General features: G+C 59.5%; 25 protein-coding genes. 10 read left to right on the top strand and 15 right to left on the bottom strand.

What is annotated here, in order from left to right:
* Nucleotides 1-59 precede the first annotated feature (59 nt).
* The gene (locus EAV90_RS41790) at nucleotides 60-530 is read right to left on the bottom strand and encodes a GreA/GreB family elongation factor (protein WP_129145120.1); all 471 of its coding nucleotides are present in this window, start codon (nucleotides 528-530) and stop codon (nucleotides 60-62) included.
* Nucleotides 531-647: 117 nt separating this feature from the next.
* Here EAV90_RS41790 and EAV90_RS26585 point away from each other — a divergent pair, with 117 nt between their 5' ends.
* From EAV90_RS26585 to EAV90_RS26605, 4 genes are all read left to right on the top strand, one after another.
* The gene (locus tag EAV90_RS26585) at nucleotides 648-1178 is read left to right on the top strand and encodes a PAS domain-containing protein (RefSeq protein WP_245509617.1); all 531 of its coding nucleotides are present in this window, start codon (nucleotides 648-650) and stop codon (nucleotides 1176-1178) included.
* A 248-nt stretch (nucleotides 1179-1426) separates the two neighbouring features.
* Complete coding sequence (locus tag EAV90_RS26590; RefSeq protein ID WP_129145121.1) at nucleotides 1427-1939, top strand: hypothetical protein; 513 nt, start codon at nucleotides 1427-1429, stop codon at nucleotides 1937-1939.
* Nucleotides 1940-2268: 329 nt separating this feature from the next.
* Nucleotides 2269-2748 (top strand): hypothetical protein, encoded by a 480-nt coding sequence (locus EAV90_RS26600; RefSeq protein ID WP_129145123.1) that lies wholly within the window; start codon nucleotides 2269-2271, stop codon nucleotides 2746-2748.
* Nucleotides 2749-2797: 49 nt separating this feature from the next.
* Complete coding sequence (locus tag EAV90_RS26605) at nucleotides 2798-3175, top strand: DUF488 domain-containing protein (protein ID WP_129145124.1); 378 nt, start codon at nucleotides 2798-2800, stop codon at nucleotides 3173-3175.
* A 921-nt stretch (nucleotides 3176-4096) separates the two neighbouring features.
* Here the strand turns inward: EAV90_RS26605 and EAV90_RS41795 are convergent.
* From EAV90_RS41795 to EAV90_RS26635, 5 genes are all read right to left on the bottom strand, one after another.
* The gene (locus tag EAV90_RS41795) at nucleotides 4097-4222 is read right to left on the bottom strand and encodes a universal stress protein (RefSeq protein ID WP_129145125.1); all 126 of its coding nucleotides are present in this window, start codon (nucleotides 4220-4222) and stop codon (nucleotides 4097-4099) included.
* The gene (locus EAV90_RS41800; protein ID WP_129145126.1) at nucleotides 4201-4491 is read right to left on the bottom strand and encodes a universal stress protein; all 291 of its coding nucleotides are present in this window, start codon (nucleotides 4489-4491) and stop codon (nucleotides 4201-4203) included. The genes EAV90_RS41795 and EAV90_RS41800 overlap by 22 nt, the downstream gene beginning before the upstream one ends.
* A gap of 588 nt (nucleotides 4492-5079) precedes the next feature.
* On the bottom strand, nucleotides 5080-5487 hold the full coding sequence (rnk, locus tag EAV90_RS26625) for a nucleoside diphosphate kinase regulator (RefSeq protein ID WP_129145128.1): 408 nt from the start codon (nucleotides 5485-5487) through the stop codon (nucleotides 5080-5082).
* Nucleotides 5488-5542: 55 nt separating this feature from the next.
* Nucleotides 5543-6052: a GreA/GreB family elongation factor gene (locus EAV90_RS26630; protein ID WP_129145129.1), complete on the bottom strand. Its 510-nt coding sequence runs from the start codon at nucleotides 6050-6052 to the stop codon at nucleotides 5543-5545.
* A gap of 13 nt (nucleotides 6053-6065) precedes the next feature.
* Nucleotides 6066-6359 carry a phasin family protein gene (locus EAV90_RS26635; RefSeq protein WP_164937111.1) on the bottom strand — a complete coding sequence of 98 codons (294 nt, stop codon included), beginning with the start codon at nucleotides 6357-6359 and terminating at the stop codon, nucleotides 6066-6068.
* 775 nt (nucleotides 6360-7134) lie between these two features.
* On the opposite strand from EAV90_RS26635, the gene EAV90_RS41805 reads away from it, so the two are divergent.
* Complete coding sequence (locus tag EAV90_RS41805) at nucleotides 7135-7554, top strand: GreA/GreB family elongation factor (protein ID WP_129145131.1); 420 nt, start codon at nucleotides 7135-7137, stop codon at nucleotides 7552-7554.
* A 121-nt stretch (nucleotides 7555-7675) separates the two neighbouring features.
* Here the strand turns inward: EAV90_RS41805 and EAV90_RS26645 are convergent, their stop codons facing one another.
* A complete protein-coding gene (locus tag EAV90_RS26645) occupies nucleotides 7676-8521 on the bottom strand; it encodes a LysR family transcriptional regulator (RefSeq protein ID WP_129145132.1) in 846 nt (281 codons plus the stop codon).
* 356 nt (nucleotides 8522-8877) lie between these two features.
* Here EAV90_RS26645 and EAV90_RS26650 point away from each other — a divergent pair, with 356 nt between their 5' ends.
* Nucleotides 8878-10707, top strand: coding sequence for a glycoside hydrolase family 15 protein (locus EAV90_RS26650; RefSeq protein ID WP_129145133.1), 1830 nt, complete (start codon nucleotides 8878-8880; stop codon nucleotides 10705-10707).
* Nucleotides 10708-10716: 9 nt separating this feature from the next.
* Nucleotides 10717-11589: an SDR family oxidoreductase gene (locus EAV90_RS26655; RefSeq protein WP_129145134.1), complete on the top strand. Its 873-nt coding sequence runs from the start codon at nucleotides 10717-10719 to the stop codon at nucleotides 11587-11589.
* Between the two features lie 664 nt (nucleotides 11590-12253).
* Here the strand turns inward: EAV90_RS26655 and EAV90_RS26660 are convergent.
* The 8 genes from EAV90_RS26660 to EAV90_RS26695 all read right to left on the bottom strand — a co-directional run bounded on the left by EAV90_RS26660 (nucleotide 12254) and on the right by EAV90_RS26695 (nucleotide 21007).
* Nucleotides 12254-13498, bottom strand: a complete 1245-nt coding sequence (locus EAV90_RS26660) for a glycerate kinase type-2 family protein (RefSeq protein ID WP_129145135.1) — start codon at nucleotides 13496-13498, stop codon at nucleotides 12254-12256.
* A 43-nt stretch (nucleotides 13499-13541) separates the two neighbouring features.
* Nucleotides 13542-14372: a sugar phosphate isomerase/epimerase family protein gene (locus EAV90_RS26665; protein ID WP_430644750.1), complete on the bottom strand. Its 831-nt coding sequence runs from the start codon at nucleotides 14370-14372 to the stop codon at nucleotides 13542-13544.
* Between the two features lie 37 nt (nucleotides 14373-14409).
* Nucleotides 14410-15195, bottom strand: a complete 786-nt coding sequence (locus EAV90_RS26670) for an enoyl-CoA hydratase/isomerase family protein (RefSeq protein WP_129145137.1) — start codon at nucleotides 15193-15195, stop codon at nucleotides 14410-14412.
* 10 nt (nucleotides 15196-15205) lie between these two features.
* On the bottom strand, nucleotides 15206-16831 hold the full coding sequence (locus EAV90_RS26675) for an acyl CoA:acetate/3-ketoacid CoA transferase (RefSeq protein ID WP_129145138.1): 1626 nt from the start codon (nucleotides 16829-16831) through the stop codon (nucleotides 15206-15208).
* A 38-nt stretch (nucleotides 16832-16869) separates the two neighbouring features.
* Nucleotides 16870-17712: an ABC transporter permease gene (locus EAV90_RS26680; RefSeq protein WP_129145139.1), complete on the bottom strand. Its 843-nt coding sequence runs from the start codon at nucleotides 17710-17712 to the stop codon at nucleotides 16870-16872.
* Nucleotides 17713-17717: 5 nt separating this feature from the next.
* Complete coding sequence (locus tag EAV90_RS26685) at nucleotides 17718-18626, bottom strand: ABC transporter permease (RefSeq protein WP_129145157.1); 909 nt, start codon at nucleotides 18624-18626, stop codon at nucleotides 17718-17720.
* A gap of 13 nt (nucleotides 18627-18639) precedes the next feature.
* Complete coding sequence (locus tag EAV90_RS26690) at nucleotides 18640-19713, bottom strand: ABC transporter ATP-binding protein (RefSeq protein ID WP_129145140.1); 1074 nt, start codon at nucleotides 19711-19713, stop codon at nucleotides 18640-18642.
* Nucleotides 19714-19822: 109 nt separating this feature from the next.
* Nucleotides 19823-21007 carry an ABC transporter substrate-binding protein gene (locus EAV90_RS26695; RefSeq protein WP_129145141.1) on the bottom strand — a complete coding sequence of 395 codons (1185 nt, stop codon included), beginning with the start codon at nucleotides 21005-21007 and terminating at the stop codon, nucleotides 19823-19825.
* A 151-nt stretch (nucleotides 21008-21158) separates the two neighbouring features.
* Here EAV90_RS26695 and EAV90_RS26700 point away from each other — a divergent pair, with 151 nt between their 5' ends.
* From EAV90_RS26700 to EAV90_RS26710, 3 genes are read left to right on the top strand one after another with little or no spacing between them, the layout of a single operon-like run.
* Nucleotides 21159-21932: a 3-ketoacyl-ACP reductase gene (locus EAV90_RS26700; protein WP_129145142.1), complete on the top strand. Its 774-nt coding sequence runs from the start codon at nucleotides 21159-21161 to the stop codon at nucleotides 21930-21932.
* The gene (locus EAV90_RS26705; protein ID WP_129145143.1) at nucleotides 21932-22420 is read left to right on the top strand and encodes a MaoC family dehydratase; all 489 of its coding nucleotides are present in this window, start codon (nucleotides 21932-21934) and stop codon (nucleotides 22418-22420) included. The genes EAV90_RS26700 and EAV90_RS26705 overlap by 1 nt, the downstream gene beginning before the upstream one ends.
* Nucleotides 22417-23592, top strand: coding sequence for a dihydrodipicolinate synthase family protein (locus EAV90_RS26710; RefSeq protein WP_129145144.1), 1176 nt, complete (start codon nucleotides 22417-22419; stop codon nucleotides 23590-23592). Before EAV90_RS26705 ends, EAV90_RS26710 begins: the two co-directional genes overlap by 4 nt.
* The last annotated feature ends 15 nt before the right edge of the window (nucleotides 23593-23607 follow it).

Here is a 23607-nt window from a genome sequence, read left to right on the forward strand (position 1 = left end):
GCACGGACGTCATGCGCGCCCATGCGACGATGAAATTGTGTTGCATGGGACCCAATCCTTCATGAGCGGGACTGAATCCGCGATACATGCCGATCGCCGCAGGCTGGCGATCTTGCCGAACTCGCTGTCGACCGGAGGACGGTCACGCTGCTCGGCTCGCCGCTTGCCGAACACCAGTCGACCGAGTGGCCTTCCGACAGTCCGATCAAGGCTGCTCCCAGAGGACTCAATACCGAAACCGCGTTCGGTTGTTCCGACGTTTCGTGGGGCATGACGAGGACGACCTGCCTTGTCGTGCCGGTAACATTATCGCGCACGTCCACGTGCGAGTTGACTGCTACGACGTTCTTTGGAAGCTCGTCGTCAGGGACGATTTTCGCCCGAGATATCTCCCGTAGTACGTTCGATGCGGACGACGCCATACGGCTATTCGTCAGCGCGGAAATGGCAATTGCGTATAGCCTGTCTCGGTCTGCTTCTGAAAGCATGACTGGAGGAAGTGCGATCGGATGCTCGTGGGGCGCATTCATGGCGGACTCCTGGCGGGTCGAACCTCGCTATTTTCGTTCACCGCTCGCTCTCCGCAAGCGAAAAACATTGCGCGTCATGATCAAGAAAGTTGATGTATCCTTCTGCGGCTCTTACGCTTGAGCGTCCTTTCCGATGTATTCGACGGTTCAAGCGCTGCCAACGTGAACTTCGGCGCCCCGCGAGAGTTGACGACGGAACAACGCCCCGCCAGGGCCAGAGGATATCGTTCACTAGAGGGCTCCATGGAAAACGACCTCTTGCCTGAGAGAATTCTCGATCAAATTGCCGACGCCGTCATCTACGCAGACCGATCGGGTGAGATCGCGCGATGGAATCGCGCTTCGGTGGCCATGTTCGGCTTCTCCTCGGAAGAGGCGCTCGGCCAACGTCTCGATCTGATCATTCCAGGGCATCTGCGCGCTCCGCATTGGCGGGGGTTCGACGCAGCTATGTCGACCGGCGTAATGAAGCTGCAAGGTCGTCCGACTTTGACGCGAGCCCTGCATAAGAGCGGACGAAAGCTCTACGTCGAGCTGACCTTTGCCCTCGTGAAGGGTGTCGACGGCGACGTGCTTGGCTCGGTCGCCATGGCCCGCGACGTCACCGAACGCATCGAGCGAGAGCGTTCTGCAGCACGCGCGGCCTGACTTCGGCCGTCATAGCCGCTCGCATCTTCGCTGCGTGGGCACAAGGTCAGGAAAGCGCGACAGGGGCGTGGCGCGAGCGCACCGTCGCGCTCCCACAAGCCAACAACATTCTTGATGCAAACTTGCAATACTTTTCGCTTGTAGAACTTGACCGAATAGCCGGTACTGGTGCGCGGCAGCCCAAGACATCGATGGCCCAATGAGCCAAGGACTGCAGATCCTTCTCGTTCTCGCAGGGAAACGACATCATGCGGAAAGCCCGGGTACCCCAACAAACGAACGCGGACGTCACAATCCGGCAGTTTGCGCCCTCTCCTTTCAAGGCGAATGCGCTCGGCTCCACCTACTTTGGCTATTGGTCCAAAGAGGAGATACTGAGCTTTCTCAAGCAGCTGCTTGACGGCGAACACATCGGCCTGACCGCATACGCAGCGATCGGTCGTGCGGCCTGCACCCATCTTGCAGACCTGGCTTTAGAGGCCGAAATGGGCCAGGGAGCGATTTGCATCCTGCTCAGAAAGGAGATTGCCGCGAGAGGCGGGACCGGCATGCTTCGCGCAAAGGCGACGGACGCCATTCCCAACATCGATGGCAGCCTCCGAAGCCGGATAAGGTTCGCAAGCCGCAATCAGGCCATGCTGGCCGACATGATCGAGGATGCCGTCGTGGACATCTTCGATTCCAAACTAAATGCGAAGCTCATCTACTTGCTGCTTCTACACCGCAAACAAGTCGAGCAGCTTGAAGCAATTGCCGCATAGCCCGCGGGGGGCGAGCAGGTCTTCGTGTCGTGCGACACATGCAAGAGCGAAGGGAGATTGTCGTGACCGCCAGAGAGTCTTTTGCCCAGCGGGAGAAGAGAGAGATAGACCGTCAACTGGATCGGGAGCTGGAGGACACATTTCCGGCAAGCGATGCCCCCAAGATTACCCGCTTCTGCGCGAAATCGCATGCCGCCACGGACGATACAAGGCGAAGCGCTCGTGTACCCAAGCAGCGACTGAAGCACCGAGCAATCTTGTGATGTTCAATCAGACGGCGCGCAGGACGCCGCAGCGCCGATGAAGTAATGAGGTCATGGGAGGGTATCATGGCCGGACTATGCGCTCTCGACTCTCGATACGACGCATTCCTGTTTGCCTCGATATGCGAGCCAGACCAGAACAACTTGAGCGTCTTGTCACTACTCGCACGCCAAGACGTCGACCCCTGGCAGGAGGCCGCCCGCCTAAGCAACCTTTCAAAGGCTCAGGCAATACAGAGCCTTGCCGCGACGATTTCCCAATCGAAGAGCGGGCAATGGTCTCCGTCGGAGGCAATCGTGCTGGCTGATCGCTTGATCGATCTATTGCCGTCGAATGGCCGTGCTTATTCCGCCGCGCCCTGGGCAGAGGGCGGGATCGGTGGGTTGATGTTGTGGGTGGCCGTCGGGCTATTCATCTCAATCGCCATTTCGGGAAACAACGTGCGAAATTCGACCAGGGATTTGGCCGAGCCGGTCAACCTCGCGGACAAGGCTACGCGGGCCGATACAATGATGCGATCGTCGAGGAGAATCGGAACAGATTAGATCGTCGCTGGGGATCGAGCGGACCGGTCGAGAGAAAGAAGAAGCAGCGATGGAAAGCAAGATTGTGGCGAAAAACATCAAGTTGAAGCGCGCATACGATAGTGCCCACTCCGATGACGGCACGCGAATTCTGGTAGACCGCCTTTGGCCCCGCGGTGTCAGGAAAGTGGACGCGGCGATCGACCTGTGGGCCAAGGATGTTGCGCCTAGCGCCGGGCTGCGGAAGTGGTTCGGGCATGATCCGGCTCGTTGGCCCGAGTTCCGTCGCCGTTATTCGGAAGAGATGCGCCAGCACCGCGAGCGGCTTGACGAGCTACGCGCCCTTGCCCAACGGGGGCGTATTACGCTCGTCTTCGCAGCGCACGATGCTGCTCACAACGATGCCGTCGTTCTTAGGGAGATCTTGCTCGGCCGGAGCACCTCCTGAGCGTCTTAGTCTCGCATTGACCGGCAACCGACGTGATGCGAGACTTGACTATCTCGTGATTAGCACAATTTTCTCGCACTCTCGATGGATCAAGACCAAGTTCGCGCCGCGGATACAAAAACACCTAATCGCAGCGCCCATTCGCCTGTATTGTCTGCGTGGAGAGTATCGGGATAGCCCCCCATCAGGGCGTCAATGGTCCGCGGTCGCAGAAGCCACGCGGGCTGGACCGTTCTGCCTACCTGCCTCCCCTAGCTGGAGCAGAGCGCGTGATTTTCGGCGGATCGCTCGCGGGGAATGTTTGTTCCAGCTGCCTGTCCAATTCCTCATCCAGTTCCCGCCTCTCGCGCTGTTCTCGGGTCTCGATTTCTCTTGTCACGACTAATCTCTCCTATCTCGGCGGGCATCCAGAGCCCGCTGACCTTCTCCACGACTGCGCTGAATGCGTGGCTTGGCGAATGGATTTCCCGCGGCAAGGGGTTGTGACCGCAAGACGAGGCCCCTGCTTCACTGCGGGACCAGATTTAGGGCTTCGGACCTCCGGGCGCGAGCACGCGATGCGGCGCACGCCCGGTTCACGAGCGGGTTTGCCGATACCCCGAGCTGCGAGGAGAATGATTGGAAGCTCGATCAAACATGACTGCTCTCATGTATGCTCTAAAGACGCGATCCCAAGGCAGCTGCGGACTTTTGCCGCACAGTCACGCTGCTGCGAACTCGATTCAGGGGAGAATCATCAGTCGGCGTCAGACCAGGAGGGGTTGGTGCACCAGGGTTCGACAAGAGGAAATGCTGAGGCTTCGCGCTCGGTAGCCACCTCTGAGCTTCATAAGCGTTAAGCTGCTTGCGTACGCACACACTTGGCCACTACAAGCACGCTGCATGGCAGTTGGGGCAAGGTCGATCCATCTGCCAGGCCATTCAGTAGCGGGCGAGCGCTCCTTGAGCTCGGCGACCGACGATAATTAGATCCGCGCCTATCTCAACGGCGGCGAGCATTATCTGTTCTGCCGGCCTCCCATAGTTCAGCTTGCTGCTGCGGCGCATCCGGTGCCCGTGAGCTGCCTCACAGCCTCGTCGAGCAGTGCCCGCGTTTCAACTCCCTGATTTGCGAAAGACGATGCCCCTCCCTCGAGGGTGAGCATTCGCTCGGGCGAGTCAACGATCGCAACGAGATGAACCGTCGAACCGCAAGCGGCTGCCACGTTCTGGGAATGAACGAGCGCGTCGCGGCCATCCGGTGATCCATCAAATGCCAGGAGAATCCTTCTGTACATCAGAGCCCTTGGTCTGACATACGTTGAAGCTCGGAACATCGACAGCCCCGCAATGGTTCCTCGGGTGCATGATCTGTCGGCATTTTTCCTGCTCCTGGCTCGCGGACCACACTGAGGTCAACCTACACGTCGATCAACATTTGACAAACCAAAACCATCATCGTTGGTCCCGATTGGCCGAAACGAAAATGGCGCGAGAATTCTTCAGTCTAAATGACCATAGGCGCACGACTTGCTCGCTGTCGCACTTAGCATTCTTGTCGATGAGAACTGACAACATTTTTCGTTTGCAAGGCTCGCACAATGGACGACAACTCAGGGGACCCCAAACGCGGACGATCGCAACGGATGCAATGCCTGTGCCGCTCGAACATTTCGCCAAGCATGCGATGGGCGCCCCCGCGCTCACAGCTCCCCAACTGACATTGCTCCTTTTGGCAATTATTGTCTGCCTGGGCACTGCTCTCGTGTGGACCCTTTGGGCGATCGAGCACGATACGTATGCGCGACACGATAGACATCGGTCGGATTAGGTATAACCAATCGCAGCTTAGCAACGAGCTGCTTCGATCAAAGTGGGCGCGATGGCATCCATCGCGCCCACGTCCTCTCTTCGGCGCCCGTCTATTAGTCTTCGCGGCCGACCTTGAGCACGGTGAGCTCGCGCCTTTCGCCGATTCTGGTGCGGAACGAAATCGTCTGATTAACCGAAAGCCCCAGAAGTGCGGCGCCGACCGGCGTCAGCACGGACACACGTCGGCGTGCAATATCGGCATCGTGCGGGTAAACTAGAACTATTTCTTGAATCTTTCCGGTCTGTTCATCTCGAAATTCCACCTTACTGCCGAAACTAACGATGTCGGGACGCAATTTATCTGCGGGGACGATATGCGCTCGGTCGAGTTCCTCCCGAAGATACTCACATACCTCGGCTATCGGCCCGCTTGCCACCGACGAGAGCGCCGATAGTCTGGCGAGATGATCAGCATCAATGGCAATCGGCGGTCTCATCTCAGCTACTATGTCGCGCTGCATTTCGCACTCCTTAAGATTTGTCGAGCGATCCAGCTCTCTTCCAACACATGCGCTCCTAAGCCGCCTGGGGGCCGTCGTCATCGGGCCCCAGAGCGCTGGTGGGAGCCCGACCGGCGCTGCGGCGGGATTGTGCCGGAAACAACAGTGGTGCTCCCGCCGGTGCCAGGACGCTTTCGACAATGACGGAATGAAGCCCGCCCTCGATACTGAAGAACTTCATACGCTGCCCAACGCTCATTCCAAGAAGGGCGGCACCAAGCGGTGAGAGGACCGATAGTTCCATCAGCCCGTTTCTAAGATCGTGCGGGCACACCAGGATTTTGGTTTCGGACTGCCGACCACCATCGACCCTGTAGGTCACCCACTCGTTGAGACGCACAGTGCCATCCGGCACCTGGTTCGTATCGAACACGACGGCCCGACGAATCTCTGACATCAGGAATCTGCCTACCGGATGACGTTCTTTCACGGCATCATCGGCTAACCGTTCAAGGCGCGCATGGTCTTGCCGCGCTATGACGATCGACGGCAATTGCTCAGTGGAATCGAATCGCTTGTTTGACATCGCGCAGTACTCCTCAGTTTTCCTGAGCTGGTAAGTCGCCTTCGTCCGACTCTTGGCGTTCAGAGGGGGCTAGACATATGCTTCGCATCCTCCTGGTTAGATCGATCAGAATGTTCGCGTGCTGCCCCAGCGCATCTATCTGATTTCGATAATACGCGTCTGAAACCTCGATCGCTTCCATTCCAGTTTTGGCGCCGGCAAGTCGGGCAAGATATGCAAATGACTGCAACGTGTTGTTGCCGGCCAGTTGCACGGTTTTGCGACTATGGTCTGCAATGGTCGCAACTACATCGCTCGCGGCGTTCATGTACACTCGCCCGATCTCTCTCGCCTCTGTCATCGCTTGAACTCCTTCGGTGTTAGCTCGATAGTGCTGCAAGTTGCCCTGTCGCCAATTGACCAAGCTTCGTATCGCGGCGCACCTTCGCCGACAGGCTCATGTCAAACGAGCGCGCAACGCGTGCTACGCATCTCGTGACAGAGCAGGAAAAATTGTTGTAAAAATCATTATCCCGGACAGCCATTAAGGCTACCCGGGTCACCTGCCAATTTGCAGGTGGCCCTCGACCGAATATTGTTGATCGAGCGCGATGATAATCATGCCAACATACTTGGCGCGACGGTCCGCGAAATCAAGATACTCCGTTGGTGCGCGCCGTTTTGTCGCGAACTGCTTCGTACCTTCGTACTAGACCCTTTCCGATCTCTGCAGAATTGAACCGCGATGAGATACGGCCTTGAATTCTCATCGCGGATCAAGTTGGCCTGCTCGTGAAGCCCAGCCCGGAATCGCCAACCAACGAAGTAGCTCGCGCCTGACATCTCAGACAGCAAAGCGCGCATTCGTGATCTGGATAGCGCATCATTCGGAGAACGCGCACAACCACCGTCGTGCGGTCACGTTGCCCTGCGGCAATTGCATAGCGCGCTTTGTGGCTTTTATCACTGCGACTTTTGCCACGCGGCCGCATTGGATCTATGTCGCTCAGCCCAGCGTTTTCATTGCATCGAACGGTCAAATAAATTCGTTTGTCGTCGAAGGCGGCCGATGGGAAGGTGCCGCTCTCCGGGAGACGGGTACCATGACCAACGCTGGACACAGACTTCCTGACCGACCGTCCATAGTTCTAACGAGAATGGACCGAGAAAAGCTGCTCAGGCTGCTGGAAGACTTGCCAACGAGAAGCGTCGATACCGATTGCCTTCTTCGAGAGGAGATTGATCGTGCCGACATGATTTCAGACACCTCCGCATGGAGTTCGGCCGTCAGACTCGGATGCGAGGTGAAGTTCGTAGAGCTTGGAACCTCACGTCTTCGTCGCGGTCGTCTCGTTCTTCCCGACGAAACCAGAACCGCTCACTGCATCTCGGTTCTAAGTCCGATTGGCACCGCCCTCATTGGACTTGGACCTGGGCAGTCAATTCATTGGACCGAGCGTGGTAGGGAACGAAGCCTCGCGGTGCTTGAAGTGCGAGCGAGCGGAGTATCACCGCCGACCTAATCGGCGGCACAGCGTGTCGATGATGCATGGTAATGGTCTGGCGACGTCGCCTTAGCGCTTCGCCAATGCTGACGCATTGCACATGTTCTTACTGAACGAGCCGACACACTTTCCTGTCGAGCTACTTCCCTGCGCTTGCAGCCTTGCGCAGTGCGACGAGTGCCGCCTCCAACGCTGCGGCATCAACATTTGTCGCGTGTGTGGCGTAAACGGGGAATGAGAACCGAGGCGCACCAGGAACTAGGTGAAGTTTGCCCTCGGCAAGATATGACTGAACTGCATGCATTCGGAAGTATCCGGAACCTCCCTCCAGGAGGATATAGCTGAGCGCAAGCGGACCAAGGTTTGTTACGAGGCTCGGCACGGTTTCCGGAAAGCTCACGGCATGATGAAGAGCGAACTCAGAACCCCATTCGACGTGAACATATCGGGGATCGTTCTCGTGATACTTCGCGAGATCGGTGGTCACGAGAACGAGTTCTTCCTCCATGACCAGATCTACCTCCAACCCTGGTCGATGTTGGGGAGCGTACATGATCGCGATATCTACAAGCCCGGCAGCAACGTGAGTAATCAAATCCTGAGGAACGTCGACGTGGACGCGAAGTGCAATGTCTGAGTGTGATCGCCTCAACTCCCTGACCCACTCGATTAAAAGCGGGCGCCATAAGCTGACTTCGCTTCCGATCGTCAAGACAGCGCTGTGTCCTTCCGGCACCGCCACTTGCTGTTTTGCGCGCTGCCACAATTGCACGAAACTCGGCGCGAAACGAAGGAACTGTTCGCCAGCCGGGGTGAGGCTCGCACCGCCCTTGTTTCTAACGAACAGCGGCCGCCCGAGCTGCTGCTCGAGGAGGCGCACACGTGCGCTGACCGTGGTCTGCGCGACATGCAAGCGGTCGGCAGCTTTGATGAAGCTACCGGTTGACACGATCTCGATGAAAGTTCTGGCAAGCTCGATATCCATTGTTTCATAGCATAATCGCTGCAGCAAAATGTCAATTGAATTCGTTTATTTGCTTTGTTCGTGCGATCGGCGGGATTGAACTACGGCCAGGCCATCATTCCTCATGGCTTCAAATGGCCGACGTTCCACAAGCGCCGCCGCAAGGAAGCGTCCGTCCCAAGAAAATCAAGATCGAGTGCGACCGAGTCTTCTTGCCAAAGGCCGGCGGATCGATCCCCGATCCATCGGCCGATCGCCGGCCACCTACCGGCCGCCCCTGACGTCGGACCTGCCTTTTCGCCGAAAGTCTATGCCGCCGAAATCCCGCAGCCGGAACCCAAGGGCGAGACTCCCATTGGTCCGACTGGGTAAGTTGAATGGCTCGGATCGAAGACTACGCGTTGATCGGCGATTGTGAGACCGGAGCCCTGGTTGGGCGCGACGGGTCGATCGATTGGCTCTGCCTCCCTCGTTTCGATTCCGATAGCTGCTTCGGACGGCTTCTCGGCAACGAGGACAACGGGTACTGGAAGCTTTGCCCAGTCGGTGAACATCGACGCGAGCGCCGGTACCGGCCGAGGATGCTGATCATCGAGACGGTCTTCGCGACTGACCGGGGGCGTGTCCGCCTCACCGATTTCATGCCTCCAAAGACAGACGTTTCAAAGGTCGTGCGGATCGTCGAGGGCCTGGAGGGTAAGGTCGACATGCGCGGCGAGCTGGTCGCGCGCTTCGACTATGGCATGAGCGTGCCGTGGGTCAGTCGCATTGAAGACGGGGCGCTCAGCCTTGTTGCGGGGGACTCGATGCTGCTGTTGAGAACCGAAGCGCCCATGCACGGCGAGTCCATGAAGAGCATCAGCTCGTTTTCGGTCAAGAAGGGACAGTGCGTCTCTTTCGTTCTTTCCTACCAGATTTCGTACCAGGACCCTGCGGCTGCCGAGGATCCAGGCGCGCTATTGGACGCAACGGACCGTTTCTGGCGCGAGTGGTCTGGCCGCTGCGAAGCAGCAGGAGCGTACTCCGATGCAGTTCAGCGCTCTTTGATCACTCTGAAGGCACTGACGTTCGCCCCGAGCGGCGGCATGGTTGCCGCGGCGACGACCTCCCTTCCTGAGCAGATCGGCGGCCCAAGAAACTGGGATTATCGGTTCTGCTGGGTGCGCGATGCCACGCTGACCCTCTTGGCCCTCATGGGAGCTGGGTACTACGACGAGGCGCGCGCCTGGCGAGATTGGCTCGTCCGCGCTGTGGCGGGAAGCCCCAAGCAACTCCAGATCATGTACGCGGTCACGGGCGAGCGCCGGCTGACCGAGTGGGAGGTGCCGTGGCTCTCGGGATATGAAGGTTCGAAGCCGGTGCGCATCGGAAACGCGGCGCACACCCAGCTTCAGCTCGATGTCTACGGCGAGTTGATGGACGCTCTCTATCAGGCGCGTCGCGGCGGGCTTCATGAGAACAAGCCGGCATGGGCGATCCAATGTGCCCTGCTCGACCATCTCAAAGGCATCTGGACCGAACCAGACGAAGGCATTTGGGAAGTTCGCGGCGGCGCCAAGCACTTCACCTACTCGAAGATCATGGCGTGGGTGGCCTTCGATCGTGCCATCAAGTCGGCGGCCGAGTTCGGCATGCATGGGCCGGTACGAGAGTGGGAAGCACAACGCGCCGCGATCCACGAAGATGTGTGTCGGCACGGTTACGATGAACATCGGCAGAGTTTCGTGCAGGTGTATGGCGAGCCGCAGCTCGATGCCAACCTACTGCTGATTCCGGCAGTCGGCTTCTTGCCGCCCGATGATCCGCGCGTGATCTCGACCATCAAGGCAATCGAGCGGGAATTGCTCCAGGACGGTTTCGTCCGCCGATATGACACGGGTGCAACAAAGGACGGTCTCCCGCCCGGCGAAGGCATGTTCCTCGCCTGCAGCTTCTGGCTTGCCGATGCGTATCATCTGATTGGCCGTGACGCGGATGCCAAGGCCTTGTTCGAGCGGCTTCTGGCGCTGCGCAATGACATTGGCCTGCTCTCGGAAGAGTACGACGTCGAACGCCGGCGCCTCGTCGGGAATTTCCCACAGGCGTTCGCGCACATCGCACTGGTGAATACGGCCCACAACCTCACGCACCGCGAGAAACCCTCTGAGCACCGCGGCAGCAAGAAGCCGGTTCCCAGCAAAGGACAGCAGGCGACGAACTCGCTTTAGGAGGCAACCATGGCTGAGACCACGACCGACCCCACAGCACCAGCCCTCCCCGGCGAACGTCCTCGACCCGCAGCCCGTTTTCCGGTCGTGCTGGAGGGCCAGCCAGCCCTCGTCACCGGCGCAAACTCTGGGATCGGCCGTGCTGTCGCCCTGGGTCTCGCCGCCTCTGGCGCCGACGTCATCGTCAACTACATCGTGGACCCGCAAGCGGCTGAAGACGTGGCCCACCGGATCGAAGCGTTGGGTCGGAAGGCGATCACGGTCAAGGCGGACGTCAGCAGTGAGGAGGACGTCGAGACGATGTTTGCCCGCGCTGTCGAGCACTTCGGGACACTGCACATCGTGGTCAGCAATGCGGGTCTGCAGCGCGATGCTCCATTCCATGACATGACTCTCGAACAATGGAATAAGGTCATCGGCGTCAACCTGACCGGCCAGTTTCTCTGCGCCAGGGAAGCCATCCGCGAATTCAAGAGGCGAGGTGTCGTGAAGGACGTCTCCGTCGCGGCCGGCAAGCTCGTCTGCATGAGCTCTGTCCATCAGGAGATACCCTGGGCGGGGCACGCAAACTATGCAGCCTCGAAAGGCGCCGTCATGCAGATGATGCGAAGCGTGGCCCAGGAGGTGGCTCCGCTCGCCATTCGTGTCAACGGGATTGCACCGGGCGCCATTCGCACGCCCATCAACCGGCCGGCCTGGGAGACCAAAGAGGCCTACGAAAGCCTGATGACCTTGGTGCCCTATAAGCGCATAGGAGAGCCAGACGACATCGCCCAGGCGGTCGCGTGGTTGGTGTCGGATGGCGCCGACTACGTGACGGGCGCGACCCTGTTCATCGACGGCGGCATGATGCTCTTCCCCGGCTTTGCGACCGGAGGGTAGGTCGTACCGCTGATGGAGCATGTCTCGGGCCGCCTCGACGCCTGAATTCCCCAACATGCCGGCAGCCGGCGACCGCTTCGCACGTTACACGTCTGCTCCCCTGGGACCGGGAAGAGGGATTTTCGGCTATTCCAACCGGCAAGCGCTTGCACAATAAACGAAGCAAATGACTCAAGCGGTCGTCAACATCGTCGATCTTTGCGTCCGCCGCTGGCGAGTCTCCATCCTCGTGGGAGCGCAGGCAACCAGCAAGTGCGCTTTCTCCCTCTCTCCTCGGAATTTTTCGGTCGTGCGTGCGCCAACCGGAGGCGGCTCCGCCCTTCTTCAGAAGGTCTGCTCACACGGGATGCAGCAAGATTTTTCTTGATCTCCCGGTGCACACGTCGTGCACACACCCGACTGAAATACTTGAACTCTCGCTCCAATCCATCACGGGCAAGTTTAAGCCAGCACCAGCAACCTGTGGCCAACTAGATCCCAATAGCGATGGCGTCATATGGCATGATGTGAACTCTAAGGCTCAAATCGTCTCGCCGGAAGAGCTGTCGGGGGTTCAAGTCAGTGAACGCTACCCCCTTTCCTCATGTCCAGCCAAACCTGCGATATTTGATCCAATCTTACGCTTAGGCAGTTCGTGAGCTTTGGGGCCGACGGAGCTTTACGCTCACTGAACCAAGATTGCGCGGAAATCGTTGACATTGGTCAGTGTTGGCCCTGTCATCACGAGGCGGTTCATCTTGGCAAACGCCTCGTAGGCATCATTTCGGGCTAGATGCGCGGCAAGATCGACTTCGGAGTCGCCGGCCGACGAGACAAACGTAGGATCGAACCACGCGCCGGCGTTATCCTCGGATCCATCGATGCCGTCCGTGTCCACGGCGATCGCAGAGACCCCCTCCGCGCCATCAAGGGACATTGCCAGCGAAAGAAGGAATTCCGTGTTTCGGCCGCCTCGTCCCTGCCCGCGCATCGTGACTGTGGTCTCGCCTCCCGACAAGATCACGCAGGGGCGCTTCGCCGGAGTTCCGCAGCTCAGAACAGAGCGTGCAATGCCGGCCATGACGACGCCGACCTCGCGCGCCTCCCCCTCGATGGCATCTCCCAAAATCAGGGGCTCAATGCCCAGCCGGCGCGCAGCAAGAGCGGCTGCGTCGAGCGCCGTCTTCGCCGTTGCGATGACGTGAGTCTCACCGTCGACACTGGTAGGCGCGACATTGGCGGCGATGACCTTCGCGACGTGGGCTGGCGCGTTGATTCCGTAGCGATCAAGGATCGCGCGGACATCAACCAAGCGGGATGATTTTGCCACGACCGTTGGACCAGAACCGACGATGGTCGGATCATCTCCGGGGACGTCGGAAATCACGTAGGTGACCAGCTTGGCGCGGCAGGCTGCCGCGAGACGTCCACCCTTAATTGCCGAGAGCGCTTTCCGAACCTCGTTCATGGCGCTGATCGGCGCACCCGAGCGCAGCAACTGGGAAGTCAACACGCGTTTCTCATCCAGGGTCAGGCCAGGCGCAGGCACGCTCAGGAGCGAAGATGCCCCTCCTGAGATCAAGGCAACGACGAGATCGTTGGGGCGAGCGCTCCGGACGAGCTCCAGTATTCTCTGCGCTGCCCGCAGCCCGGCGGCATCCGGCATAGGGTGAGATGCTTCCACGACCTCGATAGATCTCGTCTTTGCGGCATGGCCGTACCGAGCGACAACGAGACCCTCGAGCGAATGCGGCCATTCGGCTTCAAATGCTTGCGCCATGCTCGCGGCGGCTTTGCCGGCGCCCACAACAATCGTGCGACCCGATGGCGGATCAGGGAGGCGTCCGGCGAACCTACCCGCCGGGCGCGCAGCATCTAGCGCTGCTTGCAAGAGGGCATCGAGAATCACTCGACCGTCCGAATTGTCCATGTCCGTCCTCGATTGCAATTTGGCGCCAGTTCCGGCCGCGTTCTCAAATCGAGGAAAAACCCTTGGCGCAAGCGACCAGAACGTCGTCCTCGGGCGTGGACCACCAACGTCTGGAAAAGACTTCGACTTCCGTGAAGCCGCTATAGCCTGCGGCCTCAACGTCGCGCCTGATATGCTTGATGTCCATGACGCCATCTGCCGTCATTCCACGATCGAGCAGAAGGTCGTTGGTCGGGACGAGCCAATCGCAGACGTGGAAAGCCATGATGCGCTCCGATCGGCCGGCGGCGGCAATATCCTCACTCAAGCGCCAGTCCCACCAGACATGATAGACGTCTATGGCCACTCCGATCCCACCTTCGCGCGACGGATCCAAGCGTTCGCAAAGCGCCAGAGCTTCTCCGAGGCTCGTTATGCATGAGCGGTCGCCCGCGTACATCGGATGGAGGGGTTCTACCGCGAGGCCGACGCGCGCCTTTCTGGCGTAAGGCAGGAGGATATCAAGGCCCTCGGCCACTTGCGCCCGAGCTGAATTCAGATCTTTACTCCCCGCCGGGAGGCTCCCGACGACCAGGACAAAGCACGGCGCCCCCAATTCGGCCGCCTCATCGATTGCACGGCGATTGTCGGCAACGTTCGCTTCAAAACTGCTTCGGTCTGCGCCCGGAAAGTAGGTTCCGCGGCAGTAGCCGCTCAACGCCAAACCAGCGTCTCGAATGTGCCTGCCGACGAGGCGATGGTCCTGTCCTTCGAGATCCCGGCGCCACGGCGAAATTCCACCGAAGCCGTGACGGGCCACGCGTTCGATGACGTCTTGAATGGAAGAACGGTGCCCCAGAGTGGCAGTGTTGATCGAACAACGCGACAGCGGCAGGGGGCGAACCAATATTTCGGGCATCGCAGTCACTTCTCTACTTAAACCGGGGCGCACGTTTCTCGACGAAGGCTGCCTTACCTTCAATCGCGTCGTCGGAGAGCCCTAGAGGAATCGTTATCTCAGACTCCATCGCCAACCCGGCGTGATATCCGAGCCGCAATGCCACTGAAACGCAGCGCCGAGATGCGCGAACCGCTTCAGGCGATACCGAAGCGATTTGGCCGGCGACTTCCAAGGCTCGATCGAGCAGCTTGTCATCATCAACCAGCTCATCGAAGATCCCGATCCGGTACGCCTCTTCCGCATCGATCGGCTGTGCTGTCAGCATCAAACGAAGTGCTTGGCCACGGCCGACAAGGAGGGGCAGCCGCATGGTCCCTGTGGCGGTCGGCATCGCACCCAGCTTAGCCTCCGGTACACCGAACTTCGCGCTGCGTCCCGCGATCCGGATATCGCAGGCGAGCGCCATGACCGCCCCCCCGCCAAGCGTATGCCCATTGCAGGCGGCGATGACCGGCACCGGTCCGAGCTCAATAGCCTCGTTCAACCCCGTCTCCGCGAGACGAGCAGATTCGATCCATTCCGCCGTCGCCTCAAACTCCCGGATGTTTGAACCAACCGAGAAGGCCGCCCCCGTTCCGATCAGGACTACGCATCGTGCCGAATAGTCGGCCCGAGCGCGCTCCAGCAGAGCCTTCAATTCACGGCGCGCCTGCACCGTGAAGACACCGAGAGGCTTGGAAACGATTTGGACCAGCACCACGCCGGGACGCGGCATACTCGCTTCGAAGACGGAATTTGCGACAATCTGCTTCGACATTTCGATTTCCTCAGGCGGCGCGTTGTTTGCTCAGTGGCTTCGTGCCCGTCCGGTCGTGTAATTTCAGGCCGAACCGCTCCGGACGAAATAGTCGTTCGTCCATCAGCTTCAGATCGTCGGCCACGATGAGGGGCGTGCCTGCCCTCGCGATGATGTCACGTTCGAGGTCAACCCCTGGGGCAATCTCCACGACGGTCAGACCGCTCGGCCTGAGCGCCAGAACGCACCGTTCGGTCACGTATGTGACCTCGCATCCCCGATCCACAGCCCGCCGACCACTGAACGTCACGTGGCTGACCTCGGGAATGAACTTTGCGATCTTGCCCTCCTGCTGGATGCGCAGTCTGCCTTCGCCTGCGGACACCTTAAGGCCGCCCGCCATGAAATAACCGCTGAAGACGATCTTGCGGGCGTTCGCCGTAATATCAACGAAGCCTCCGCATCCCGCGGTCAAATAAGGTCGTGCGGCGAGACGCGACACGTTGACGTTTCCGAATGCGTCGACTTCCAGAAATGAAAGGAACGAACTGTCGAAGCCGCCACCCTGGAAATAGGTGAATTGTTGTGGCGTGGGAAAGATCGCCTGCGCATTCGCGGCGCATCCAAATGCGAAACCGGTAAGCGGCACACCGCCGACTGCACCCTGCTCGATAGCCCATGTGACCGCCTCGGCATGGCCTTCTTCCACGAGAATCTGGGGGACCATGGCCGAAATGCCGAAGCCGAGATTGACGGCGCTGTCGTCCGTCAGCTCCATCGCGGCGCGGCGGGCGATGACTTTCTCGACGCTCCACGGCTCCGGCTCGAACGAGGAAAGCGGACGACGCGTCTCACCGCTTATGGCGGGATCGTAAGAGATCTCGGTTGCCTGTGCCTGCTCCGGGTCAACCACAATGTAGTCTACGAGCGTCGACGGAACGTGGACGCGGTGTGTCGGAATCGAACCGGATGCAGTCGTCCGCTTGACCTGGCAGATGACGATCCCGCCGGAGTTGCGCGCAGCAAGCGCGAGATCGACCATACCCAGAACAGCGCCTTCATGCTCCATCGAGATGTTGCCGCGCTCATCGGCCGTCGTGCCGCGAATGATGGCGACTTGAGGAGCGTGATTGGGAAAATGAAGCCAGGGCTCGCCGCCGAACTCGACAAGGCGTACGATTTCTCCCCTTTTGACTGCCGCCTCGTTCATCTTGCAGCCGTCGAGCCGAGGATCGACGAATGTATCGAGGCCGACCTTGGTCAGCACGCCCGCCCGCTTTGCCGCAACGTCCCTCGCCATATCGTACATGACGCCTGAGGGGAGGTTGTATGCGGCGACGTCGTTCCTGCCGATCATCTCCCAAATCGCCGGAGACGGGAGCGACGAAGGACCGCTTGGGTAGGAGCCGGCGAGGATCGTCGACAGTAATCCCTTCTGGGCCAGATGATCGATTCCCTTGATCCCGTACATGTCACCGGCGGCGATCGGGGAGAATACCGTGAGGTCTCGCGGGTGCCCCTCCGAGCGGAACCGCTCGCCAATGGCGGCGAGTACGAAATCGGGGCAATTCAATCCCGCAGAGGCTCCGATGCAAACGACGTCGCCATCGCCGACGAGTTTCGCAGCTTCGGATGCTGTGATGATCTTTTGCTTCACCTTCGATCTCCTAAGTGATGTCGCCAAACGGACTGGCGTCAGTGGGCCGGCTGCTGCTTGGCACGAGTGACAATCTGCGTTGGGTTCACGAACCTCAGCGCGATGATCAACCAGACAAGGGTTGTCACCATGTAGACGACGGCCATCGCATCGATTGACTGAACGGCCCGCACACCAGCGGCGAACACAGCGTAATAGAGAGCGACTACGAGTGTCTGGCTCGTAGGGCCCGCGACCAGAAAGGTGAGCTCGAACATTGCGATCGTTCGAACGAGCACCAGCAACAGGGCGGCCAGAATGCCGGGAAGAAGTAAGGGCATCAGAACGTGCACAAATAACTTGAACGTGTTCGCGCCGAACACACGTGCAGCCGCCTCGAGCCTTGGATCGATCTGCTCGATAAACGGAATCATGACCAGGATAACGAACGGCACGGTCGGGACCAGGTTGGCCGCGACAACGCCCCAGAACGTTCCTGCAAACCCAGTCTGGTAAAGGACGGTGGCGAGCGGGATGCCGAAGGTGATCGGTGGCACGATCAACGGAAGGAGGATAACCAGCATGATGATCTTCTTGCCAGCGAAGTCTCGGCGGGCGAGCGCGTACGCCGCGGTGACGCCCAATAGTCCCGAGATGACAACGACCGCGCCGACGACTTCGAAGGTCACAAGCAGGACGTCCTGGAGCTGGAATTCGCTCCAGGCCGATGAATACCAACGCGTGGTCCAGCCGGCAGGAAACCATGTGCCAAGCCAGCGAGTCGCGAACGAGCTCGTCACGACCGAGCCGATCATCGCGAACAGATTGAGAATGAAGAATCCGACAAAAATCCAGACTGCTCGGATCCACAGTTTTGATGACAGAGAAGTGTCGCGGATCATCGATCCTACCCTTTCGTCCCTGCGACGGGCCCCCGATAGAACAGTCCGCGGGTCGCCATCATGCCTAGGACGATCGCGAGCTGAACGATGCCCATGATCATCGCGATCGCAGACGCCATCGAATAATCGTACTCCTCGAACGCAGCCTGATAGGCCGCAATAGAAATCACCCTGGTTTGTCCCGCCGGCTCACCCAGGAGGACGGCCGAGGGAAAGACCGAGAACGCCTGCACGAAGCTAAGGCAGAAGGTGATCGCAAGTCCCGGCATCAAGATCGGCAGAAATACGCTGGTGAAACGTTGCCGAGCGTTGGCGCCCAAAGTAGCGGCGGCCTGTTCAAGTGCTGGATCGATCCCCGTCACATAGGACAGGACAAGGAGGAAGGTGAACGGGAAGCCGTTGATCAGCAGAGATGCGAAAACGCCCCAATAATTGTGCACGAGGCGCAGCGGATGATCGATCAGTCCGACCGCTATCAAAGTGCGATTAAACCACCCCTGAGGCCCCAGATAGTTCAAGAGGCCTTCAGCGATCAGAACCGTTCCGAGCGTAATCGGTACGACGAGAATCGTCGTCAACAGCCGCTGCCGGTACATTAGCCGCACCCGGAACGCGACCGGCAGCGAAACGACGAGATTCAGCACCGTGACCGGAACCGACAGAAGGAGCGTTTTCCAGATCGTAGTGTAGAGGTACGGGTCCGTGAAGAAGCGCTGATAGTTCGACCAGGCAGATCCGGCCTTCGGCTCGAACGACAGGATCAGCCCATATGCGAACGGGTAAACAAAGAGCAGCGCCAACAAGGCGAACGCCGGGATGACCAGAAGTGTCACCGCATCGAAGCCTCGTGCGGCGAGCCGCTGATGCAGACTCGGACCAGATTCAATGATCTGCTTCTCGGCGAGGACCGTCATCGTCATGGACGCCTCACATCGCTTCGCTGAACACGAGGACACGTTCCGGTGCAGCGCGCAGATGAACATTTGCGCCGAGCGCCACTGCATGATCCGATCTGAAGACGAGATCGATGCCGTCTGACGTGCGCGCAGTTCCGACAAACTCGCGCCCCCGATACTCGATGGTCTCAATCCGGGCGGCGAACGCATTCTGCCCGGGCTCGCCAGTCATCAGGTCATCCGCGCGGATCGCGGCGTAGGCTTCGGAGCCGTCCTGCACTGAGCTTCGCATGATGCCAGTGACCTCACTGCCGCCAACCGCAAGGGTGGCGCTGGCGCCGGCCTGACGGATGACCCGACCCTTGATACGGTTTCGGAAGCCCATGAAGTCCGCCACGTCAATGTGAGCCGGCTTCTCATAGAGTTCGTTGGGGGTGCCGACCTGGCGGATAACGCCATCCTTCAGCACGACGATTCGATCGGCGAGAGAGAGAGCCTCGTCCTGATCATGGGTGACGTAGATCGTGGTCGCGCCGAGCGTGTTGTGAATCCGCCTTATCTCGGCTCGCATCTCGAGCCTCAGCTTGGCGTCAAGGTTCGACAAGGGCTCGTCCATCAGAACGAGAGGTGGCTCGATGACGATCGCTCGCGCGATCGCGACGCGCTGCTGCTGGCCGCCTGAAAGTTGGCCGGGCAGCTTCTGCGCTTGCCCGGTGAGGCGGACGAGTGCCAGCGCTTCGTCCACCTTTCGCGAAATTTCTGCTTTCGGCACGCCGCGCATCTTCAGCCCGAACCCCACGTTCTGCTTCACGGTGAGGTGGGGGAAAAGCGCATAGCTCTGAAACACCATTCCGAAGCCGCGCTCTTCCGGTCGAAGCGTGTCAATGCGCCGCTTGTCGAGCCAAATGGATCCCCCCGTAACTGGAAGAAGCCCGGCAATGCAGTTAAGCGTCGTCGACTTTCCGCAACCGGAGGGCCCAAGCAGGGCTATGAATTCGCCGCGCTTCACGGTGAGCGTCACATCCTTGAGCGCGTTCAATCCCCCGAACTCGCGGCGAACCTGCTCGAGGCGGAGCTCGTCAAACTTCTGGAGGGCGATAGTCATGGATCCTGATCCCGTGTGTCGACCGCTACGATTCCGTCGACTTGAAATTGCGAAAAAGGGAGCTGCCAGATCGCATCGGGCAGCCCCAGTTTGGGAGGTTCTCCCGCGGCTATTTGCGCTTGGCGCCGCCGATTTCCTCGTCCCAGCGCCGGAACGCGGCCACGAGTTGATCCGCTTGGAGCTGTATTTCGAGCGGTGTGGACGCGGTCACGCGATCGTAGTCAGGCCAGCCGAACTCCTTGATGGCGTCCCGGCTTTCCTGCGGAGCCATTGCGAGCGTCGACGTCTTCACAGATGGCCCTGGATAGAAATAGCCTTCGTCATACGCAAAGGCCTGCTGCTCAGGCTTGAGCATGTGCTTGAGCAGATCGATCACGACGGGCATTTTCTCTGCCGCCACGCCTTTCGGCACGGCAAAGAACATTGCGTCCGCGACCCAATGGAAGCCCTCCAGAGCACAGAGCGCCGCCTCCTTGGGTACAATGCCGAGCACCCGCGGGTTGATGTACCAACCAACCGTCGAAACGATCATGTCCCGCGTCCCGTCACCGAGCTCCTTCATCGTCTGCCCAGTTCCGGAAGGATAATATTCAATGTTCTCGCCGAGCGCCTTCAGATAGGCCCAGGTCTTGTCCCACCCCTTTTGCGGATCCGAGGGATCTTTGTCCCCGAGAAGGTAGGGGAGCCCCATCAGGAAGGTGCGTCCCGGTCCTGAGTTGGCGGGCCTCGCATACAGGAAACGGTTTTTGTTCTCACGTGCGTAAGCAAGCAAATCGTCGGCGGTTTTCGGAACCTTTTTGACACGCTCAGGCATGTACTCAAACAGCGGACCCGACGGCGTATAGGCAATCTCCATCCCCTGCCCCTTTGCCAGGGCCTGCATCTTCAGCGCGCCGCGCTCGTAAATCTCTTCGGGCTTCGGCAACGCGCCCGCATACTGCGGCAGTAGCTCTTGCCACAATTGCTGCTCGATCCCGGCAAACAGCCCATCCGTGCCGGTGAGAACGACGTCGATATCGACGCGATTGGCTGACTGCTGCGCCTTCAGTTTGCTGGCGAGCTCCGGCGCTGGCGCCTTCGAGAAGGCGATGCGCGAGACTAGCTTGGAATTCTGCTGCCTGTAGGCGTCGATGGATTTCTGGCTCAGAGCGAGATTGCCAGCCACGTCCATGATATTGAGCGCGACGGGTGACGAGGGCATCGGACCAAGCCCTTGGGCTCTTGCGCCCACGCCCATGAGCCCGAGGGCACCCATCCCGCTTACGACAGTTCGGCGATTTACAGGACGATTCATTTTGGGCTCCTCCGTGCCGCGACTAGTTTTCTCTTGCTTGCGCCACTAGAACGATATAGTAGAACGATCTAGTAGATCGATCCAGTAACAGCTCTTACGGGCTTTGGCAAGTGCCTTTCCACGGCCGAGCATGAGACACAGGGAAACGCGCATGAACAATCAGGGGCGCCCGCGCGCTTTGGTCACCGGGGCGGGTCGGGGGATAGGTAGGGCCATCGCGTCTGCCCTATCCGGCGCAGGGTTCGCTGTCGTCGTGAACGACCTGCCTGGTTCGACAGATCTTTCCGAAACGGTGGACGCCATCCGCAGAAGCGGCGGAGAAGCACAGGCCGTTGCTTTCGATATCTCGAGCGTAGGGGCGCGTCAGCAGTTCGTCGAAGAAGCATGGGGCGCCTTCGGGGGCCTCGAATGCCTGGTCAACAATGCAGGCGTCTCCGTCGGAATCCGGGATGACCTCCTGAAAGTGACCCCCGACAGCTATGATCGGGTCATGGCGATCAACCTGCGCGGCCCGTTCTTCCTCACCCAGGAAGTCGCGCGTCGAATGATCGCTGCGGACACGTCCTCGTTTCGCAGCATCATTACTGTGTCATCCATCAATGCCGAATTCGCGTCGATTGATCGCGGAGAGTATTGCATCTCCAAAACAGGGCTTTCCATGCTGGCCCAACTCTTTGCGGTCCGCCTCGCCGAGCATGGCATCGGATCCTACGAGATCCGCCCCGGAATTATCCGCACTCAGATGACCGCCGTGGCGAGAGAAAAATACGACCGCCTGATCGCCGAGGGGCTTACCCCCATCAAGCGCTGGGGTGAGCCCGACGACATCGGAAGGGCGGCAGCGATGTTGGCGAAGGGGCAGCTTGGCTATTCGACCGGCGAAGTCGTTCGCGTCGATGGCGGCCTTGCACTGCGGAGCCTGTGATGGGAAGGCCGGGACGCCGGCTCGAGGCCGGCGAATATTGGTTTGAAGATATCGCCGAAGGCGACTGCTACGAAACAGGCCGGCTCGTTGTGACGGATGCCCATATCGTCAGCTTTGCGGGCCTATCCGGAGATTTCTTCGACGTCCATATGGATGACGAATTCGCCAAGTCGTTGGGATTCCCAGCCAGAGTTGCACATGGCTTATTGGGATTGGCGCTTGTGGATGGCCTCAAAAACCGATCCGCAGTCCGAATCATGGCGATCGCATCGCTCGGCTGGAACTGGAGATTTCGGGCGCCAATCTTCGCAGGCGATCGGATCGGAGCCAACGTGCGCATCGCAAGCGCTCGGCTCTCGAGCAAGGGCCACGGCATTCTCGCTCTCGCATTCGAAGTTACGAAGCAAGATGGAACGTTCGTGCAGGATGGTGAAACCACCCTGCTCGCACGCCGTCGGACAACCAACGAAGGAGGCAACGTCCAATGACTCTCATTCGATTGCCGGGTGACGATGGTCGCGTGGATGAATTCACCATGCCTGCTCCCGCCAAATGGCGCACGTCGAAGCTGAACCAGCCCATGGCGCGGATCGCCTTGTCCGCCGGACATGTCGTTGCCGATCCCCGCGCCGATATCTCCCCGATGCGGGACATCGCAATCGATTTCGAGGCCACTCAGCGTTTCCGAGACCACCTCTGGGATCTTGGATTGGGCGTCGCGGAGGCTATGGACACGGCCCAACGGGGCATGGGCCTTGACTGGGCCTCAGCTCAAACCTTGATCCGAAACACAGTCGAGAGCGCCAAAGCGCGGCCGGGCGCAATTGTCTTCTCTGGCGTCGGAACGGACCACATTGATCCCGTCGGCGCGAGCCTGGACAAGGTCGTGAAGGCTTATTCCGAGCAATTGTCCTTCGTCCAGAAACTCGGAGGACGAGTAATTCTAATGGCGAGTCGGGCATTGGTACTCGCGGCGAGCGGTCCCACCGACTACGCCGAGGTCTATAGGCGAGTGCTGGCCGAGGCTGATCAGCCCGTTATTCTTCATTGGCTTGGCGACATGTTCGACCCTGCGCTCGCCGGTTATTGGGGACACCACGACATCAGCGCGGCCATGGACGTTTGCCTTGGGATGATCGCGGACAATGCTCACAAGATCGACGGCATCAAGATCTCACTTCTCGACGAGAAGTACGAAATCGCTATGCGCAGGCGGCTGCCCTCAGGCCTCAAAATGTACACGGGCGACGACTTCAACTACCCTGAGCTCATTGCGGGAGACGATCGGGGCTTCAGCCACGCACTTCTCGGCATCTTCGACGCGATCGCGCCCGCAGCTTCCGCAGCACTGTTGGCACTGAGCGATGAGGACCGGACCGCCGGCACCAAAGCCTTTCGTGAAATCCTGGATCCGACCGTAGCCCTATCGCGCGAGCTATTTCGAGCGCCAACTCAATACTACAAGACGGGTATCGTCTTCCTCGCATATCTGAATGGTCATCAGGACCACTTTACGATGCTCGGAGCCCAGCAAGGCGCCCGCTCCATCCTGCACCTCTCCCGCGTCTTTCGGCATGCGGCGTCGATCGGCCTCTTTACGGATCCCGAGTGTGCAGCCGCGCGCATGCGGACTATACTGGCTCTTCACGGGGTGGAATGACATGCCGCCCCTTGA

The organism is Bradyrhizobium vignae (assembly GCF_004114425.1).
Lineage (GTDB): Bacteria > Pseudomonadota > Alphaproteobacteria > Rhizobiales > Xanthobacteraceae > Bradyrhizobium > Bradyrhizobium vignae.